Source organism: Allobosea sp. RAF48 (assembly GCF_052114025.1).
Taxonomy (GTDB): domain Bacteria; phylum Pseudomonadota; class Alphaproteobacteria; order Rhizobiales; family Beijerinckiaceae; genus Allobosea.
In genome coordinates this window covers 184715-201271 of record NZ_JBFRDZ010000001.1, presented here as the reverse complement: position 1 = coordinate 201271, position 16557 = coordinate 184715, and the positions used below count along the sequence as shown (strand labels likewise).

Below are 16557 nucleotides of genomic sequence, written 5' to 3'. Positions count from 1 at the left end.
TGCTAGCGCGGATTTGAGAAACCGCGTATTTCGGCAGACATGAGCGACCTGTTTCCTCCTTTCGAGCCCGAGCGCGCCGAGTCAAAGCGCGCTCGTTTCAAGCCGATCCCCTTCCGGCTGCTGGCGCCCAACGTCATCACGCTGCTGGCGCTCTGCCTGGGCCTGACGGCGATGCGCCTCGTCGTCGAAGGCAAGCTCGAGACGGCGACGATCTGCATCCTGATCGCCGCTGGTCTCGATGGCGTCGACGGGCGTCTGGCGCGCCTCCTCAAGGGCACCTCACGCTTCGGTGCCGAGCTCGATTCGCTCTCGGACTTCGTCAATTTCGGCGTCGCCACCGGCTATGTGCTGTGGATCTTCGTCTTGCACGATCTGAAGTCCTTCGGCTGGATCATCGTGCTGACGCTGGCCTGCGCCATGGCGCTGCGCCTCGCGCGCTTCAACGTCATGATCGACGATCCTGACCGGCCTGAGTGGCAGAAGGACTTCTTCGTCGGGATGCCCGCACCGGCGGGCGCGATCACCGCGATGCTGCCGGTCTATCTGCACATCATCGGCGTTCCCGTGCAGGAATATGGCGCGCTCTTCGTCGGCATCTACATTCTGTTCATCGCCTTCCTGACGATCTCGCGCATCCCCTGCTATGCCGGCAAGACGCTCGGCACGCGTATTCCGCGAACCCAGGTGCTGCCGATCTTCGTCGCCGTCGTGATCGTGGCTGGGCTGCTCTTCGCCTACACCTTCGAGGTGCTGACGGTCGTGGTCGTGGGCTATCTCGCGCTCATCCCGGTGAGCGTGGCGCGATACCGCAAGCTTGAGCGCGAGCACAGCCTGCTCGCGCCGGCCGCCGTTGTGGCCGGCGACGCTCCGCAAGAACCAGTCTGAGCTGCGAGCCGGAGCCCGTTCCGATCAGGTCGAATCAACCTGATCGGAAAAGCTGTCTGCAGGCGTGGGTTCTTAGCGCCGACCGCCGCTGAGCCGGGCGGCGTTGGCGCGTGTGCGCCGCGCAAAGGGCTCGAGCGTGCTGTCGGCGACCCGGACAGCTGCGGACGCCAGGTCGAACTGGCCCGGCAAATGGAGCGCGAGACCCCACCAGAGCGCCGTGGCCGCCTGGGTTGCGGCCACGCTGCTCTCGACCACAGCCGAAACCTTCTCCAGCACGGCGTTGGTCGCCTCGCGCTGGCCGTGGCTGTCGCCGAAGGCGCCCTTCATCAGAATCGGCATCCGCATCGCGATGGTGAGGCCGGCTTCGGCCTGCATGGTCAGCACGCGCGCGGCAAGCACTTGTGCATCGGCTCCCGTCGCGATGGCGGAGCGCGATGACTTGCGCGTGCTCGGCATGGACAAACTCCCAAAACGATGCGGCGTAATGCCGAGGGGAAACGACTCTGCCGCTGCAAGCCGAGCTTGGCAATCGATAGTATACCAATTTTCCCGCCCTGCTTTTATGCAGGACGCGCAGAATAAGCGTCTCCAATGACGGTTGACGCATGTGGTTCGCGCCGCGGTTGCGGATTTATCGCTGCGCCGAAATGCTCTAAGGCTGGTCGTGCGCCGGCCATTTCTCCGGCGACGGAAAAGCGTCGGGCTGTCTTTTGAGTTTTTTCTCCACTCCCAAACATCCTGGCTGGCGCCCGATGCTCGTGCTGGCCTCGGCTTCCCCGCGCCGCCTCGCATTGCTCGAGCAGGCCGGGCTGAAGCCGGATGCGCTGTTGCCGGCCGATCTCGACGAAACCCCGCGCAAGGGTGAGCGCCCGCGCGATCTCGCCCGCCGGCTCGCGCGCGAGAAGGCGGAGGCAGCGCGCGAGGGCGCGAAGGCGCGGGCGGATCTGGAGGGCTGCTACATCGTTGCGGCGGATACGGTGGTCGCTGTCGGCAGGCGCATCCTGCCCAAAGCCGAGATCGTGGACGAGGCGGCAGCTTGCCTGCGCCTGCTCTCCGGTCGTGCGCATCGCGTCTATACAGGCGTCGCACTGGTAACGCCGTCGGGAACGATTCGAGACCGCATCGTCGAGACGCGGCTGCGCTTCAAGCGCCTCTCGACGGAAGACATCGAGTACTACCTCGCCTCCGGCGAATGGCACGGCAAGGCGGGCGGCTATGCCGTCCAGGGCATCGCCGGCTCCTTCGTCATCAAGCTGGTCGGCTCCTATACCGGCGTCGTCGGCCTGCCGCTCTACGAGACGGTCAATCTGCTCGGCGGCGAGGGCTTCCCGATTCGCTTCGGCTGGATGAACGCAGCCTGACGGGGTTGCCTCTCCGCACACGACGTCTGATCCTCGCATGACAGCTGCGCCGCTCGGACAAGGCGCGCGAGGGAGGATGAAGAGATGGCGGGGCGTCTGAGCGGCAAGGTCGCGATCGTGGCCGGAGCGGGGTCGATCGGACCAGGCTGGGGCAATGGCAAGGCGACGGCGACGGTTTTTGCTCGCGAGGGAGCGCAGGTCGTCTGCGCCGACATCAACCGCGATGCTGCTGAGGAAACCGCCGGGATCATCCGCAACGAAGGCGGCGAGGCCTTCGCGATCCAAACCGACGTCACCAGGGCCGAGCAGGTCGCCGATCTCGTTGCCCACGCGCTCGGCCGCTATGGCCGCATCGACATCCTCGACAACAATGTCGGCATAGCCGAGGTCGGCAGCGTCGTCGATCTCCCGGAGGAGGTCTGGGAGCGCGTCTTCCGCGTCAATCTCACCGGTGCCTTCCTGGCGATGAAGCACGTCATCCCGGTCATGCAGCGCCAGTTCGAGGAGACGGGCGAGGGGGGCTCGATCATCAATATCTCGTCGATCGCCTCGATCCGCCATACTGGCGTACCCTATGCAAGCTATTCGGCGAGCAAGGCTGCGCTGAACCAGCTGACCCGCACGACGGCGGTCCAATACGCCGCGCAGAAGATTCGTGCGAATGCGATCCTGCCCGGGCTGATGAAGACGCCGATGGTCGAGCATTCGGCAGGTCTGGCCAAAGCCTATGGCGAAGGTGACGTCGAGGCGATGTGGGCGGCGCGCGCCGCACAGGTGCCGATGGGGCATATGGGGGAAGCCTGGGACGTGGCCAACGCCGCGCTCTTTCTCGCCAGTGATGAAGCGCGCTATGTCACCGGCATCGAACTGGTCGTCGATGGAGGCATCACGCTCAAATATGACTGAAATCGACAAGCCGGCGCCGGCCGCGAAGCCCTGTGCGATCTGCGGCAAGCCCGCGGTGGCGCGCTTCAAACCGTTTTGCTCGGCGCGCTGCGCCGATATTGACCTCGGCCGCTGGCTGAAGGGTAGCTACGTGATTCCCGGCGAGCCGGTCGAGGAGGCCGAAGAGGCTCCGCCCCAACCCGAAAGCGAGGGGTGAGCCGCGTCCTTCGCCCGGACGGCCTCACTCCTCGGGCGAGCCATATCCCTGCGGTGCGCTGTAACTCTGTCGATCCGCCTGGCGCTCATCGCGCTTCTGCCGGTCGCGGGCGGCGGTCACGACGCAGTTCGCGTAGGCATCGCAGCACGACCTGTCTTCGACAATGGGATCCGGGGTGCTCGCGCAGGCGCTGAGAACCAGGGAGATGGCGGATGCGGCGATGATCCTCATGGCCATCAGCATGAGATGCCGGGTAGCCGTTTCGCGGCGAGAACTGGGCGCGGCGGGAATATGTGGGTTGCAACCGCCGCCGGATCGTTTGCTGCAAGCCGGACTTGGAACTGCTAGGTTATGGAATGACCGATTTTCCCGACATCATCCGCTCGCCATTGTCACAGAGCTTCACCGAGGACGGCGTCACCGTCCAGGTCGAGATCTTTCGGGTCGACGGTACCGAGGGCTGGACGCTCGAACTCATCGATGAGGAAGGCGGCTCGACAGTCTGGCAGGACAGCTTCGCTACGGACGCCGAGGCCTTTGCGGAATTCACCGACGGCGTCGAGCAGCTCGGTCTGGCGAAGCTGATCGACCCCGACGAGGACGATCTCGCGACAGTGCACTGAACGGCGCTATCATGGCCTATACCGACGAGCTCGACGCGGTCATCGCCTGCGAGCAGCGGCTTCGCCGGCAGATTGCCATTCGCCTGGCGGAAGAGTCCGGGATTCCATCGGGCCGCGGCCTCTCCGAGGAGGCGCGGGCCGCAGCCGATGCCGCGATCGAGGCATGGTGTGCCGAGGGCGAGGAACAGCAGGATCTGGCGGCCTTCAGGCCGCTTGGACCTCTACAGGAGCTGCTCGCGGAGCATCGCAGCATCGTCGAACGAATCGAGGATATGCGCGACAGGCGTCTGGGGTAGAGCGGCCGGAGCGACGGTTTGAGGCTCCGTTGAGGCGCGGGCGACGTCCGCAGAGCCTCCGAGCTGTCCTCCCTCAACCAGATCGGGGTAGCGATTCGACATTGAAACGCCGGTTGCCGCGGCGTTCGGCCTGTGTTCGTGTTCGATCAACGAACAAGAAATGCAGGGAGGTTCAGGTGCTGTTCAACAGTCGTTTCCTCGCCGTCTGGATGAGGACGGTCATTGTCGCTGCCATCTTTGCCGCCGTCGTGGTGCCGATGGTGGTCGCGCATTAGCTTCAGCGTGTGACCCCGATTTAATCCGGCCGTAACCGCCGAGCGGGTTCGTTCCCTTTAAGAGCATAGCCACTCGTCTTTGGAATGGGCCCGCCAGACATGGCCCTCGAAGGCGAGCCCGGCGCCGGCGCCTGCGGAGAGGGAGCGCGCCGTTGGGAGGCGGCATCGCTCCCTCTCCAACATACCGAAGTCTTGCAGCGCCAGTCGAGCACAGGCGCAACGTTCCGGCGCAATCATCCGATCGAATGACGAAGGCGTCACACTCCAACGCTAGGTCATAGCGAGGCCTGACCAGTCTCACGCCGCGCCAGCCCCTGCGGTTGGCCATTCGGCTTGGCGGTCGGCCGGTTCCTAGCTGGCGAGGTCGATATGGATCGTCTGATTGGTTCGCTATATCTCGCCGCCATCACACTCACGATGACCGCCTGGATCGGACTGATCGGCTACGGCGCCTGGCACTTCCTGTTCTGACAATCCCAGGGCTGCTCCCCGTTTGCCGGGCAACGACACGAGCCCGCGGTAAGCCAGCGTGGCGGAAAAGCTAAGTCAACGTCTGGAAAAGAAATGGTGCCCAGGGGCGGAATCGAACCACCGACACTGCGATTTTCAGTCGCATGCTCTACCAACTGAGCTACCTGGGCGCCCCGGGGCGCGCCGCGCCTTCCGTGTTGGTGGGGGCGATATAGAGGCTGTCGTCAGGCCTGTCCAGTCACTTCAGCCGGCTTTCTACAGTCTGCGTTCGCATGTGGAGAAATCCGGCCCTGCGGCGGGACAAACGGTGGGATTAATACCGGGCTCAGGCGGGTATCTGGGCCTCCTCCCGCCACTCTGCGTGGTCGATCACTCTCGCGAGGCGGTCGACCGCCGCCAGCGCTTCGCGTCGTGCCTGCTCCGATTCGGCGATCGCCGCCTGGCCGTAGAGGAGCCGGGCGAAGGCGATGACCCGGTTCACCAACAGGAATGACGCATCTTGCAGAGCCTGGGATTCGCGCAGGACCTCATTGAGATGCGCCACATGGGTCTCGGCGCTTTCTTGCAAGGCCTTCGCATTGAGAACGCCAGCCTTGAGCACATCGGCGCGCAGGGTCTCGACATCGCGCGCGAGTAACTCCTTCACCCTCTCAGCCATGGTTCCTCCACTGAAGGAGATTGTTATGTCGGCCAGATCGAAAATAGCACCGAAGTCAGTGCCGATCAGCGCCAAGCGTGACGCTTGGTTACTTACCTCTCTACGGCGACCATTCAGCTTGCGGTAAATTTGAAGCGAGCTGGGAGGCGCTCGGACCTCTGCTACGTCAATCCTCGGAATCGTGGGCGATCGGCGCTTCCGCTGGCCGGAAATGCTTGCCGTTGACGATGGGCACGAGCGTCCGGACCAGAGCGGTCACGACGATGACCCGTGGGAGCGCCATCACGGCGTTTCCCTCCAGCGCCAGCCACATCGCCAAGCCACAGCTCACGGCGTCCCATGACAAGCAGGAGCTTCATCACGGCGCAGGACGATCCTGCTTCGGCGCAGGGGCAAGAGGACGGTGCGAAGCGGCTAACTTTTTGGTTTCGGCGGCGCAGCCACGCACGCTCGACGGGGTCGAGGCGGGTTGGCCCTCGCCGACTGACAAAAGGCTCTATTGACGCTTCGGATCAAGCGGGAAAGGATGGCGCGTGCTTGCCGTCGCAGCTCCCGCGTGCCGGGGCGCTCACCGACCGGATCGACAGCGAAGGCGCTTTCTCCTGGCGCTGGCGGGTTGTTCATTGTGCCTCGCCGCAGCGCGGGCGATTGCGGGAGAATTGCTGCCTTGGTCCGACGAAGCGCCACCTGAGCTCGCGCTCGGCCGTCTCGACGGCCCGGCGATCGATCTCGCCGACCTGCGCGGTCGGCCCGTCATCGTTCATTTCTTCGCGACATGGTGTGCGCCCTGTGTCGAGGAATTGGCTTCGCTCGATGCGCTGGCCGAGCGGCTCGGTACAGGCGCGACCATCCTTGCCGTCGATGTCGGTGAGGTCGAGGCACGGGTGCGCAATTTCATTCGTCAGCGCCCGGTGCGTTTCCCAATTCTGCTCGACCGTGACCGGGCGGCGATGAAACGCTGGCGGGTGGAGGGGCTGCCCTCGAGCTTCGTGCTCGATCGCGATCTGCGCCCCGTATCGCTCACCGCCGAGCCGCTCGACTGGACCAGCCCACCGGTGCTGACGGCGCTCGAAGCCTTGGTCGGCGCCGAGCCAGGCGCCAAGCCAGACGCAGTGAAAACCGACGACAACAGGGGAAGGAGCACACCATGATCAGCCGACGCGATATGCTCACGACCGGTGCCGCCGCGAGTGCGGCGCTTCTGCTGCCGCGCGCAGGCTTCGCGCAGGCGCCCGTCTTCGCCCCCAAGCCCGGCAAATGGCGGGATTTCGTGGTGGTGACACGGCTCGATCTCGCCGGGCAGGGGAAGGCGCAGGCCTGGGTTCCGCTGCCTTCCGTCGCGGAGGCCGCATGGATCAAGCCGGGCCGCAACGACTGGCAGACCAATGCGGCCTCAGCCGAGATCGTCAGCGATCCGAAATATGGCGCGCAGATGCTGCATCTCGTCTTCAAGGAAGGCGAGACGGCGCCGGCGGCCGAAGTCCGCAGCCGCTTCTCGCTGCGCGATCGCGCCGAGGATTTCGCGGCCGGGCCGGCGCCGGCGTTGGGCGCGGACGAGCGCAAGCTCTTTCTGGAAGCGACCGAATTGATGCCGACCGACGGCATCGTCAAGGAAACCGCCGAGAAGGCGGCGGCCGGCAAGGCGAGCGACATCGACAAGGCGCGCGTCATCTACCAATGGGTTGTCGCGAACACCTTCCGTGACGCGAAGACGCGCGGCTGCGGCACCGGCGACGTCGCCTCGATGCTGCGCAGCGGCAATCTCGGCGGCAAATGCGCCGATCTCAATGCGCTCTATGTCGCGCTCGTGCGTTCGGTCGGCATCCCGGCGCGCGACATCTACGGCATTCGCGTCGCACCTTCCCAGTTCGGCTACAAGAGCCTGGGGGCGGGATCCGAGGTGATCACCAAGGCCCAGCACTGCCGCGCGGAAGTCTGGCTAGACGGCCATGGCTGGGTCGCGACCGATCCCGCCGATGTCCGCAAGGTCGTGCTCGAGGAGCCGCCCGGCAACAACGCCGTCGACGACGCGAAGGTGGTCGCGGCGCGCGAGGCGTTGTTCGGCGCCTGGGAAGGCAACTGGCTCGGCTACAACATGGCGCATGATGTCGCGCTGCCCGGCTCGAAACACAAGGTCGGCTTCCTCATGTATCCGCAGGCGGAGATCGCCGGGGCGCTGCTCGATTGCCTAGATCCCGACACCTTCAAGTACACGATCAAGGCAGTCGAGATCACCGCCTGAAGACGCCGCTTCGGCCGGGGCCTCCTCGGCTCCCAGCCGCTCTATCCGGAGACCGATGATGAGTGACACGATCGAACGCGCCGCGCCGGCGAAGCCCGCTGCACCACGGCTGACCAGCCTGGCGCATGGCGGCGGCTGCGGCTGCAAGCTGGCGCCCTCGGTGCTCCAGCAGCTTCTGGCCGAACACCCGGCGGCCGGGCCTTACAAGCAGCTTCTCGTCGGCACCGAGACCGGTGACGACGCCGCCGTCTGGCAGATCGACGACGAGACCTGCGTCGTCGCGACGACCGACTTCTTCATGCCCATGGTCGACGATCCCCGTGATTTCGGCCGCATCGCCGCGACCAATGCGATCTCGGACGTCTATGCGATGGGTGGCAAGCCGATCATGGCGCTGGCGATCCTCGGCATGCCGCTCGACAAGTTGCCGATTGAGACGACACGCGAGATTCTGATGGGGGGCGCCTCGATCTGCGCCGAGGCCGGCATTCCCGTCGCGGGCGGCCACTCGATCGATGCGCCCGAGCCGATCTACGGCCTGGCTGTGATCGGGCTTCTGAAACCACGGAACCTGCGCCGCAACAGCGGGGCAAGGCCCGGCGATGCGCTGATCCTGACCAAGGCGCTGGGCGTCGGCATCTATTCGGCGGCCTTCAAGAAGGAACAGCTCTCGCCGGCGGCCTATGACGAGATGATCGGATCGGTGACCTTGCTCAACCGCATCGGTGCCGAACTGGCAGAGGATGACGATGTCCACGCCATCACGGATGTCACCGGCTTCGGCATTCTCGGCCACGGGCTGGAGATGGCGCGCGGTTCCGGCGCCACGCTGCGGCTGCAACTGGCCGATCTGCCATTCCTTTCGCAGGCAGAACGGCTGTCGCAAGAGGGCAGGGTGACCGGCGCCTCGCACCGCAACTGGGCGAGCTATGGCGAAGGCGCCGAGTTGCCGGCCGGATTGCCGGATTGGCGCCGCCATCTGCTGACCGATCCGCAGACCTCCGGCGGGCTTCTGGTCTCCTGCAAGGCGGAGCGGGCGCAGGACATCCTCGCGCGGATCAAGGCGGCGGGCTATCCGGCCGCACGGATCATCGGCGCGGTCGAGGCGGGACCGGGGCGCGTGGTAGTGACATAGCCTGCGTCGCCGTTCTCGGGCGCGTTCTGCGGCGACGCGAGAATCTCTTGCCGGAAGGGGCGCCGGAGCCTTCCCGCCGTCTCACGCCTCCTGAACCTCCAGATTCCGTCCCCAGACGTCGAAGAAGGCGCCCTTGTTGAGGACCAGCCGGTCCTCCCGCAGGGCGTCTTCCAGCTCGCGCAGCCGTTTGCGGGCGAGTTCATCGGGCACCAGCCCGCCATCCTCGTCTCGCGTCGGGAAGAAGGCCGCTCCGTCCCAGCTCACCCCGGCACCGCGCAGCATCAGGACGATGTCGCCCCAGTCGATCTTGCTACCGACGACATGGACGAAGGTGGAGCGCAGCGGCTCGACCTTGGGCGCGGCGATCTTCACGAGCACGATCAGCGCAGTGAACGGCCCCTTGCGGAAGAGCTTGCCGAGCCAGCGGTCGAAATCCGTTCCGAGGCCCCTAGAAGTCGACACGCGGTCTATCCTCGGTCGGTCGTGCCGCGTCGGCGGCGCGTTCGAAATGCACGGTCGGGTCGAGGGCAGGGGCTTGGCTGTCGATCATGCCGCCTCAGTGAACTGGCGGAAGAGAATGGGAGTCGAACCCACCAGAGACCGTCTGACGGCCCCTCCCGGATTTGAAGTCCGGACGCCCCACCGGGGACGCTTCTCCTCCATCGGGCATCGCCGGCTGCGGGCCGAACAGATCGAGCCTTTGCCGGTTGATGCGCCTGAGATCGCCGCGGCGGATGGTGACGCCATGGCGATCGAAGAACTCGAGTATCTGGATAGCGACCTTTCGGCCGTTGTCGAGCTTGTCGCGGAACTGCGCGGCGTTGAAGCCGGCCGGATCGGCGCCCGCGAGTTGCGCGGCGATGCCGACCATCTCGGTCAGCGTCGCCCGCAGGAAGAAATGATCGAGCGCGATCTCGTGAACATCCCCGCGCCGGCCGGCCAGCCGGAACAGCCGGCGGATGTCCTCTTCGCGGCGCCCGAGCAACTGGCCGATATCCCGCACGCGCGGCGGCCGGAACCGTTCCTGCGCGTCGATCAGCGGTGCGATTTGTGCCCAGAGCGCCTCGTCCTCCGGCGACAGTCGGACTTCGTGTCCCGGCCGCCTGACCCATGAACCGGCCATGACGACCAGGCCGCCATCGGCGAGACGCCCCAACACCGTGCGGAAGAGCGGCGCGGGCAGGCGCGGCGCAATCGCGAGGCGCAAACGCTCCAGCCCCATGCCGGGCAAGTCGGGATGTTCGGCATGCCAGGCGTCGAGGCGCTCGACGGTCGCCTGTGAGAGTTCCTGCCAGTTTTCCGGCAGCATCGCGAGCGAGCCGATCCGGACCAGACCGAGCCTGGCCGCCAATTCTCCGGTCGCCTCGCCGCCCGCCGCGCGGTCGCGGACGAAGCCGTCGATGTCGGCGTGATGCGGCGGCAGGGACAGGAGCGCGCGCAGCGCCTCGGCTGGGTCGGACAGCCCGAGCGCCGCGAGCTGCGCCAGCCGCTCCGGGCTGCGGCGGCGGCGCTCGGGGGCGCGCAGGTCGAGGATTCGCCCGCCGGCGATCGTGCGTGAAGCGCTGGTGTCGCGCAGGACGAAACGGTCGAGCACTGCGGCGGCCAGAGGATCATCAAGAACCAGTTGGACCGGAGCGGTGGTGCCGGCGGCGATCTCCTCGCCCAGCAGCACGATGCGCGCTCCGACCTCCGCCGCGGCATGGTGCAGCCGCACTGGCTGCCACATCGTCAGCGGCCTAGCCTCCGAGGCCAGCACCGTCACCTCCGCATCGATCCGTAGCGTAGGTGCATGAAGGGGGGGCGCCAGCACCATGTCGCCATGCCGGATCGCCTCCTTCGAAATGCCCGGCCCGGCGAGGTTGAGCGCGCAGCGATCTCCCGCTGTGCCGCGCTCGGCCGGGCGGTTCTGGGCGTGGATCGAGCGCACGCGCGCAGCGATCCCGGCGGGCGAAACGATGACGCTGTCGCCAAGGGCGACGCCACCGGACAGCACCGTGCCGGTAACGACGGTGCCCGCGCCCTGCAGGGTGAAGCAGCGGTCGACCGCGAGCCGGAAAGCGCCGTCGCTATGGCGCAACCGGGTTTCGCGTGCCTTCTCGGCGAGCAATGTCGACAGCTCGGCAATGCCGTCACCGGCCACGGTCGAGACAGGCAGGATCGGTGCCCCGGCGAACGGTGTGTCCGCGAGCAGGTTTGCGATCTCGTTCGTGACCGCGGCCAACCGATCCGGATCGGCTAGGTCCGCCTTGGTCAGCGCCACGACGGCCTGCTCTATCCCGAGCAGACGCGCGATGGCGACATGCTCGCGTGTCTGCGGCATCACCCCGTCATCGGCAGCGACGACAAGCAGCAGAAGGTCGATGCCCGAGGCGCCGGCCAGCATCGTATGGACGAACTTCTCATGGCCGGGCACGTCGATGAAGCCGATGACGCTGCCGTTGACTTGTGGCCAATAGGCGAAGCCGAGCGCGATGCTGATGCCTCGTGCCTTCTCCTCCTTCAGCCGGTCGGTATCGACGCCCGTCAGCCGCCTGACCAGCGAAGTCTTGCCGTGGTCGATATGGCCGGCGGTGCCGATGATCATGACCCGGCCTCCGCCGGGGAGGCAGCGGCGCGCGCGGCCTTGATGAAGTTGGCGGCCAGCAGGCTGCCCTTGCCCTCGGCCGCGAGCAGGAGGGCGAGCGCGCGGCCGGCATCCTGCGGCACGCCCTGGCCGAGCAGAGTTGCGGCGCCGAGCATCGCCTCCGAATCCGGGTCCCCCGCTTCCATTCCGCGCTGCCACCATTGCGCGGCCTGCGCCGCGTCGCGTTCCACGCCGAGCGCATCGTGATGCATCATGCCGAGCCGGGTCATGCTGGTGGCGACGCCGGTCTCGGCCGCGGCCTGCGCCCAGCGCAGCGCTTCGGCGCGATCGGTGGCGCGCCCGCCTTCCAGCAGCATCCAGGACAGCATGTCCTGCGCCGGTGCGTCGCCCTGCTCGGCGGCGAGACGGTAGAACCGCAGCGCCTCGTCATCGCTCTGCTCGACGCCATCGCCCTTGAAATGCAGGGCCGCAAGATTGCGTTGCCCGACCGGATCGCCGCCTTCGGCTGAAAGCGTCAGCCAGCGCAGGGCCAGCGCCGGATCGCGCTCGACGCCGAGGCCTTCGGCGAAGCAGGCGCCGATATTGTTCTGGGCCCGGCCGATGCCGGCATGGGCAAGCGGCCCCCAGATCGCGAGCGCAGCCGCATGGTCGCCACGCTCTGCCGCGTGGGTGGCTTCGGCCATGGCCGAAGCCACGTCATGGCGGCCCGCTCGCCCGGCCGCGGGCTCCTTGCGGAAGAAGCGTTCAAGCCAGCCCATCGCTCGGCTCCGCTTTCAACGCAGCTAGCTGCGCGGCGAAAAGCTCCTCATCCTCGAGGCAGCGCAGGTCGAAGATCAGCGCGCCTTGCGCGATCCGGCCGATGATCGGCACCGGCACGGCCCGAAACGTCGCAGCCAGCCTCTCGATGGCGGAGCCGGTCGCCTTGCCGGCCGGGCGGATCGCGAGCCCGGCGCTTGGCAATGTCTCCAGCGGCAGTGCGCCGGAGCCGATCTGGCTGGCGCAGTCGATGGCCTCGACCGTCCAGTCCGATCCAAGCCGATCCGCGACTTTGGCCTGCAGGCGCTCCGCCACGGCCCGTAATTCCGCCGCCGGCCGGGTGAACAGCCTTAGCGTCGGCAGGCGCTGCGCCAGGCTGTCGAGATCGCGATAGAGCCTGAGCGTCGCTTCCAGTGCCGCCAATCGAAGCTTGTCGAGGCGCAGCGCCCGTTTCAGCGGGTTCTTCGCCAGCCTAGCGATCAGATCCTTGCGCCCGGCGACAATGCCCGCCTGGGGGCCGCCGAGCAGCTTGTCGCCAGAGAAGGTGACGAGATCGGCGCCGCCCTTGAGTGCATCCTGAACGGTCTTCTCCTTGCGCAGCCCCCAGCGCGCGAGGTCGATCAGCGTGCCGGAACCGAGATCGTCGACGAAGGGCAGCTCATGCTGGCGCGCCAGCTTCGCGAGTTCCGACGGTTCGACCTCCGCCGTGAAGCCCTGCACCACATAGTTCGAGGTGTGCACCTTCATCAGCAGTCCGGTCTGCGGGCCGATGGCTTCGGCATAATCCTTGAGATGCGTGCGGTTCGTCGTGCCGACCTCGCGCAGGATGGCGCCGGCGCGCGCCATGATGTCCGGCATGCGGAAGGCGCCGCCGATCTCGATCAACTCGCCGCGCGAGACGATGGCCTCGCGATCTCTGGCGAAGGTGTTGAGCACAAGCAGCACCGCCGATGCGTTGTTGTTGACGAGGACAGCGTCCTCCGCCCCGGTCAGCTCGCGGATGAGATCACGCACATGACCGTCGCGCTCGCCGCGCTGGCCGGCCTCGATCTCGTATTCGAGATTGGTCGGAGCGCGCATCGCGGTGACGACGGCCTCGATCGCCTCCTCGGCCAGCAGGGCGCGGCCGAGATTGGTGTGCAGCACCGTGCCGGTCAGATTGATGACGGGGCGCTGGGAGGGGCGCCCGCGGTCCTCCAGCCAATCCAGCGCCATGCTGCCGACTTGCTCCACGGAGGGGGCTGAGGGGTGGCCGCCCTCTCGCAATTGTTCCAGCACCAGTCGGGTGGCGCCGGTCGTCGCGGCCCGTCCGTGGCGGGCGATGGCGAGCTCGCCGCCGGCACTGCGCAGCACAGTGTCGACCGATGGCGGGCGGAAGCGTTCGGGCTTGTTCATCAGGCTCCCTCCGGGAGACGCTTGATCACGCTGGTCGCCTTGCTCGGAAACACGCCCGTCATCCCGGGCTTGACCCGTGATCCATGCCAGAGCACTTCCAACAGAGGTTCAAGCATGGCTCCCGGATCGGCGCCGCTGGCGCGGCTTGTCCGGGATGACGGCGTGTTCCCATAAAAAAGCGGCAACTCTAGTACCCTAACAGGAACGGGTTCACCCCCGCGCGTCGCCAGCCGGCCTCGGTCACCAGCAGGTCGAGGCTGAGGCTCGCAACATCGTCCGCTACCGGCTCCAGCTCCATGTCCTTGCGTTGGTTCAGGATTTTCACATAGGTCCGGCATTCGTCGCAGGTCTCGGCCTTGATCGTGTCGGCGATGCCTTCGATCGCCTGATAGGCGATGCCCTTGGTCGAACCGCACGAAACACACTTCACACGGACATGGTTCCATTGCGTCGCGCAGAGCGAGCATTGGACATAGCGCACGCCCTCGATGTTGGCGTCGCCCGCCACCGTGCTGCTGACGGGCGGCCCACCGCAGCAGGGGCAGACGCCGTCGGCGACCGGCTGCGGCAGAACAGGGTCGAGTTGCGCGGCGCGCTGCGCGGCGACGATCTGCAAGGCGGCGGCGGCGAAGATGTGCTCGGCCACCGCCTCGACCGGGACGGCATCGGCGAGAACCGCCGCGAGCATCGCCCGCCGGCCTTCGTCGTCGGCTTGGCCGGCACGATCGAGCGCGGCGCGGGCGAGATCGGGCATTGCGACGTCGGCGAGCTGCGTCACGAGATGCGCAAATGCCTCCGAGGCCGCGGGATCGTCGGCCAGCTCCTCGCGCGGCAGGATCGGCATGGCATGGCCGGCGCGCTGTCGCATCTGCGCCTGCGACGGCAGGGCAGGGGGCGGCAGCTCGCGCGCCAGCTTGTCCTGCACCTTCGACAAGGCGGAGAGGAAGAGGAGATAGGCTTCGAGCTGGTGCCCCGGAGCGAGTGCCGCGAAGCGCATGGCGCGCAGGCCGAACAGGTTTTCCGGCTTCGGCAATCTGACGAAGGGCGGTTTGTCGCGCTCGGCAATGCCGACATCTTCGAGGGCGAAGCCGGGATCCTCACTCATTCACTGTCCTCTCGAACCGCACGGGTCACGGGAGGCGGAGCGGCCGGGGCCGCCCCGCGATCGAACTATTCGGCCGGGCCAGCACTATGGCCGCGCGGCGGGGTCTGGCGCTCGTCGATCACGCCCTCGCGCGCCTCCTGCCGCAGCCAGAGCCGGTGGTGGCGGAAAGCCCAGCCGCCCGTCACCTTGCCCTCGGTCATCGCGTTGATCGTACCGCGCACATAGAAGCCGGCATAGATATGGACGATGACGACGAGCAGCATGGCGATCGCCGCCAGCGCATGCAGGATATGGCCGAAGCGCTGCTGCTCGATGGTGAAGCTCGCGCCGAAATACTCGTACCAGATCATGAGCCCCGTCCCGAACAGGACAAGGATCAGGAGCGTCATCAGCCAGAAGACGATCTTCTGGGCGCCATTGTACTTGCCGACCTCGGGGACGTTCTCCTCCCTGCCCGACATGACCTCGCGGATATGGCCCATCCACCGCGTATCGGCCTTCGTCCAGAAATTGTATCTGACCATCTGGACGAAGAGGATCGCGAAGCTGGCGAGCAGCACGACGCCGATCCAGGGATGCAGCATCCGCGTCGCCGAGCCGCCGCCGAACAGGCTCGACAGGAAGAACAGCGCCGGATGGAACAGCGCGGCGCCGCTGAGAGCGAGCAGGATCAGCGAGATCGCGGTGACCCAGTGATTGACGCGCACGCGGCCGGGGTAGCGGTCGACGGTCGTGCGCTCCTCTTCACGCCTGACGGCCACGGGCAGCCTCCTCGTCGATCAGATGTTCTGCCTCGCGATCCTCCGCGCGGCTGACATCGTTGCGTCGCGCCACCGTCGCATGGACGAAGGCGAAGGCGGCGGCGAAGCCCACCAACGCCATTCCGGCATATTTGGTCAGCCCCTTCCAGAGCTCGACCACCTGGCTGATCCGCGGGTTCGCCGGCAGGTTGGCGTAGAGCTGCGGCTGGTCGGCATGATGCAGCACATACATCACATGGGTGCCGCCGACGCCCGGCGGATCGTAGATGCCAGCGTTCCTGAAGCCGCGGGACTTGAGATCCGTCAGCCGCGTCTGCGCGTAGTCGAGCATCGCCTGCTTGGTGCCGAACACGATCGCGCCGGTGGGGCAGGCCTTGGCGCAGGCCGGCGCCTGACCGACCGAGACCCGGTCCGAGCAGAGCGTGCATTTATAGGCCTTGTGGTCGGTCTGGCTGATGCGCGGGATGTTGAAGGGGCAGCCCTTCACGCAATAGCCGCAGCCGATGCAGTTCTCCGAGACGAAGTCGACGATGCCGTTGTTGTACTGCACGATCGCGCCGGGCGCGGGGCAGGCCTTGAGGCAGCCGGGGTCGGCGCAGTGCATGCACCCGTCCTTGCGGATCAGCCATTCGAGGTTGCCGCTCTCCGGGTTCTCCCATTCGGTGAAGCGCATCAGCGTCCAGGTGTTCGGCGTCAGATCATGCGGGTTGTCGTAGACCCCCCGGTTGATGCCGATCTCCTCGCGCAGATTGTTCCACTCGAGGCAGGCCGCCTGGCACGCCTTGCAGCCGATGCACTTGGAGACGTCGATGAGCTTCGCCACCTCGATGTCGTGGCGGACATCCGGCGGCCTGAAGGTGGTCGCCGAGATGCGGGCGAAGTCCTGACTCTGCAATCCAGCCATGAGA

Annotated in this window: 19 protein-coding genes, 2 tRNA genes and 1 pseudogene; 9 read left to right on the top strand and 13 right to left on the bottom strand. The window is 66.7% G+C overall.

Annotated elements, in window-relative coordinates; genetic code table 11:
• Positions 1 to 39 precede the first annotated feature (39 nt).
• Positions 40 to 885, top strand: a complete 846-nt coding sequence (locus AB4Z10_RS01005; protein ID WP_441468497.1) for a CDP-alcohol phosphatidyltransferase family protein — start codon at positions 40 to 42, stop codon at positions 883 to 885.
• Between the two features lie 72 nt (positions 886 to 957).
• Here AB4Z10_RS01005 and AB4Z10_RS01000 read toward each other — a convergent pair whose 3' ends face one another.
• Positions 958 to 1341 carry a hypothetical protein gene (locus AB4Z10_RS01000; protein WP_441468496.1) on the bottom strand — a complete coding sequence of 128 codons (384 nt, stop codon included), beginning with the start codon at positions 1339 to 1341 and terminating at the stop codon, positions 958 to 960.
• A gap of 296 nt (positions 1342 to 1637) precedes the next feature.
• On the opposite strand from AB4Z10_RS01000, the gene AB4Z10_RS00995 reads away from it, so the two are divergent.
• From AB4Z10_RS00995 to yacG, 3 genes are all read left to right on the top strand, one after another.
• Complete coding sequence (locus AB4Z10_RS00995) at positions 1638 to 2246, top strand: Maf-like protein (RefSeq protein WP_441468495.1); 609 nt, start codon at positions 1638 to 1640, stop codon at positions 2244 to 2246.
• A gap of 84 nt (positions 2247 to 2330) precedes the next feature.
• Positions 2331 to 3152: an SDR family NAD(P)-dependent oxidoreductase gene (locus tag AB4Z10_RS00990; protein WP_441468494.1), complete on the top strand. Its 822-nt coding sequence runs from the start codon at positions 2331 to 2333 to the stop codon at positions 3150 to 3152.
• On the top strand, positions 3145 to 3348 hold the full coding sequence (gene yacG / locus AB4Z10_RS00985) for a DNA gyrase inhibitor YacG (protein WP_441468493.1): 204 nt from the start codon (positions 3145 to 3147) through the stop codon (positions 3346 to 3348). Before AB4Z10_RS00990 ends, yacG begins: the two co-directional genes overlap by 8 nt.
• Before the next feature lie 24 nt (positions 3349 to 3372).
• On the opposite strand, the gene AB4Z10_RS00980 is transcribed toward yacG, so the two are convergent.
• Positions 3373 to 3591, bottom strand: a complete 219-nt coding sequence (locus tag AB4Z10_RS00980; RefSeq protein ID WP_441468492.1) for a hypothetical protein — start codon at positions 3589 to 3591, stop codon at positions 3373 to 3375.
• A gap of 113 nt (positions 3592 to 3704) precedes the next feature.
• Here AB4Z10_RS00980 and AB4Z10_RS00975 point away from each other — a divergent pair, with 113 nt between their 5' ends.
• Both AB4Z10_RS00975 and AB4Z10_RS00970 read left to right on the top strand, forming a co-directional pair.
• Entirely contained in the window at positions 3705 to 3971 is a 267-nt protein-coding gene (locus AB4Z10_RS00975; RefSeq protein WP_441468491.1) for a hypothetical protein, read from the top strand.
• An 11-nt stretch (positions 3972 to 3982) separates the two neighbouring features.
• Positions 3983 to 4267 (top strand): hypothetical protein, encoded by a 285-nt coding sequence (locus AB4Z10_RS00970; protein WP_441468490.1) that lies wholly within the window; start codon positions 3983 to 3985, stop codon positions 4265 to 4267.
• An 840-nt stretch (positions 4268 to 5107) separates the two neighbouring features.
• Here AB4Z10_RS00970 and AB4Z10_RS00965 read toward each other — a convergent pair.
• From AB4Z10_RS00965 to AB4Z10_RS00955, 3 genes are all read right to left on the bottom strand, one after another.
• A tRNA-Phe gene (locus AB4Z10_RS00965) sits at positions 5108 to 5183 on the bottom strand.
• A 155-nt stretch (positions 5184 to 5338) separates the two neighbouring features.
• Positions 5339 to 5746 (bottom strand): hypothetical protein, encoded by a 408-nt coding sequence (locus AB4Z10_RS00960; protein ID WP_441468489.1) that lies wholly within the window; start codon positions 5744 to 5746, stop codon positions 5339 to 5341.
• Positions 5747 to 5837: 91 nt separating this feature from the next.
• The gene (locus tag AB4Z10_RS00955; protein WP_441468488.1) at positions 5838 to 5990 is read right to left on the bottom strand and encodes a hypothetical protein; all 153 of its coding nucleotides are present in this window, start codon (positions 5988 to 5990) and stop codon (positions 5838 to 5840) included.
• 340 nt (positions 5991 to 6330) lie between these two features.
• Between AB4Z10_RS00955 and AB4Z10_RS00950 the strand changes: the two genes are divergently transcribed.
• From AB4Z10_RS00950 to selD, 3 genes are read left to right on the top strand one after another with little or no spacing between them, the layout of a single operon-like run.
• Positions 6331 to 6822: a TlpA family protein disulfide reductase gene (locus tag AB4Z10_RS00950; RefSeq protein WP_441468487.1), complete on the top strand. Its 492-nt coding sequence runs from the start codon at positions 6331 to 6333 to the stop codon at positions 6820 to 6822.
• On the top strand, positions 6819 to 7913 hold the full coding sequence (locus AB4Z10_RS00945; protein WP_441468486.1) for a transglutaminase-like domain-containing protein: 1095 nt from the start codon (positions 6819 to 6821) through the stop codon (positions 7911 to 7913). Before AB4Z10_RS00950 ends, AB4Z10_RS00945 begins: the two co-directional genes overlap by 4 nt.
• Positions 7914 to 7971: 58 nt before the next feature.
• The gene (gene selD / locus AB4Z10_RS00940; RefSeq protein ID WP_441468485.1) at positions 7972 to 9048 is read left to right on the top strand and encodes a selenide, water dikinase SelD; all 1077 of its coding nucleotides are present in this window, start codon (positions 7972 to 7974) and stop codon (positions 9046 to 9048) included.
• A gap of 81 nt (positions 9049 to 9129) precedes the next feature.
• Here selD and AB4Z10_RS00935 read toward each other — a convergent pair whose 3' ends face one another.
• The 8 genes and pseudogenes from AB4Z10_RS00935 to fdxH form a co-directional block, all read right to left on the bottom strand.
• On the bottom strand, positions 9130 to 9510 hold the full coding sequence (locus tag AB4Z10_RS00935) for a hypothetical protein (protein WP_441468484.1): 381 nt from the start codon (positions 9508 to 9510) through the stop codon (positions 9130 to 9132).
• A gap of 103 nt (positions 9511 to 9613) precedes the next feature.
• Positions 9614 to 9709, bottom strand: a tRNA-Sec gene (locus AB4Z10_RS00930).
• Between the two features lie 105 nt (positions 9710 to 9814).
• Positions 9815 to 11632 (bottom strand): annotated as a pseudogene (gene selB / locus AB4Z10_RS00925) (selenocysteine-specific translation elongation factor); the annotation flags it as partial.
• Positions 11629 to 12390 carry a tetratricopeptide repeat protein gene (locus AB4Z10_RS00920; RefSeq protein ID WP_441468483.1) on the bottom strand — a complete coding sequence of 254 codons (762 nt, stop codon included), beginning with the start codon at positions 12388 to 12390 and terminating at the stop codon, positions 11629 to 11631. The gene AB4Z10_RS00920 and the pseudogene selB, both read right to left, overlap by 4 nt.
• Complete coding sequence (gene selA / locus AB4Z10_RS00915) at positions 12377 to 13783, bottom strand: L-seryl-tRNA(Sec) selenium transferase (protein WP_441468482.1); 1407 nt, start codon at positions 13781 to 13783, stop codon at positions 12377 to 12379. The genes AB4Z10_RS00920 and selA overlap by 14 nt, the downstream gene beginning before the upstream one ends.
• 187 nt (positions 13784 to 13970) lie before the next feature.
• Entirely contained in the window at positions 13971 to 14888 is a 918-nt protein-coding gene (fdhE, locus tag AB4Z10_RS00910; protein WP_441468481.1) for a formate dehydrogenase accessory protein FdhE, read from the bottom strand.
• Positions 14889 to 14953: 65 nt separating this feature from the next.
• Positions 14954 to 15649 carry a formate dehydrogenase subunit gamma gene (locus AB4Z10_RS00905; RefSeq protein ID WP_441468480.1) on the bottom strand — a complete coding sequence of 232 codons (696 nt, stop codon included), beginning with the start codon at positions 15647 to 15649 and terminating at the stop codon, positions 14954 to 14956.
• A complete protein-coding gene (fdxH, locus tag AB4Z10_RS00900; protein ID WP_441468479.1) occupies positions 15633 to 16553 on the bottom strand; it encodes a formate dehydrogenase subunit beta in 921 nt (306 codons plus the stop codon). The genes AB4Z10_RS00905 and fdxH overlap by 17 nt, the downstream gene beginning before the upstream one ends.
• Positions 16554 to 16557 lie beyond the last annotated feature (4 nt).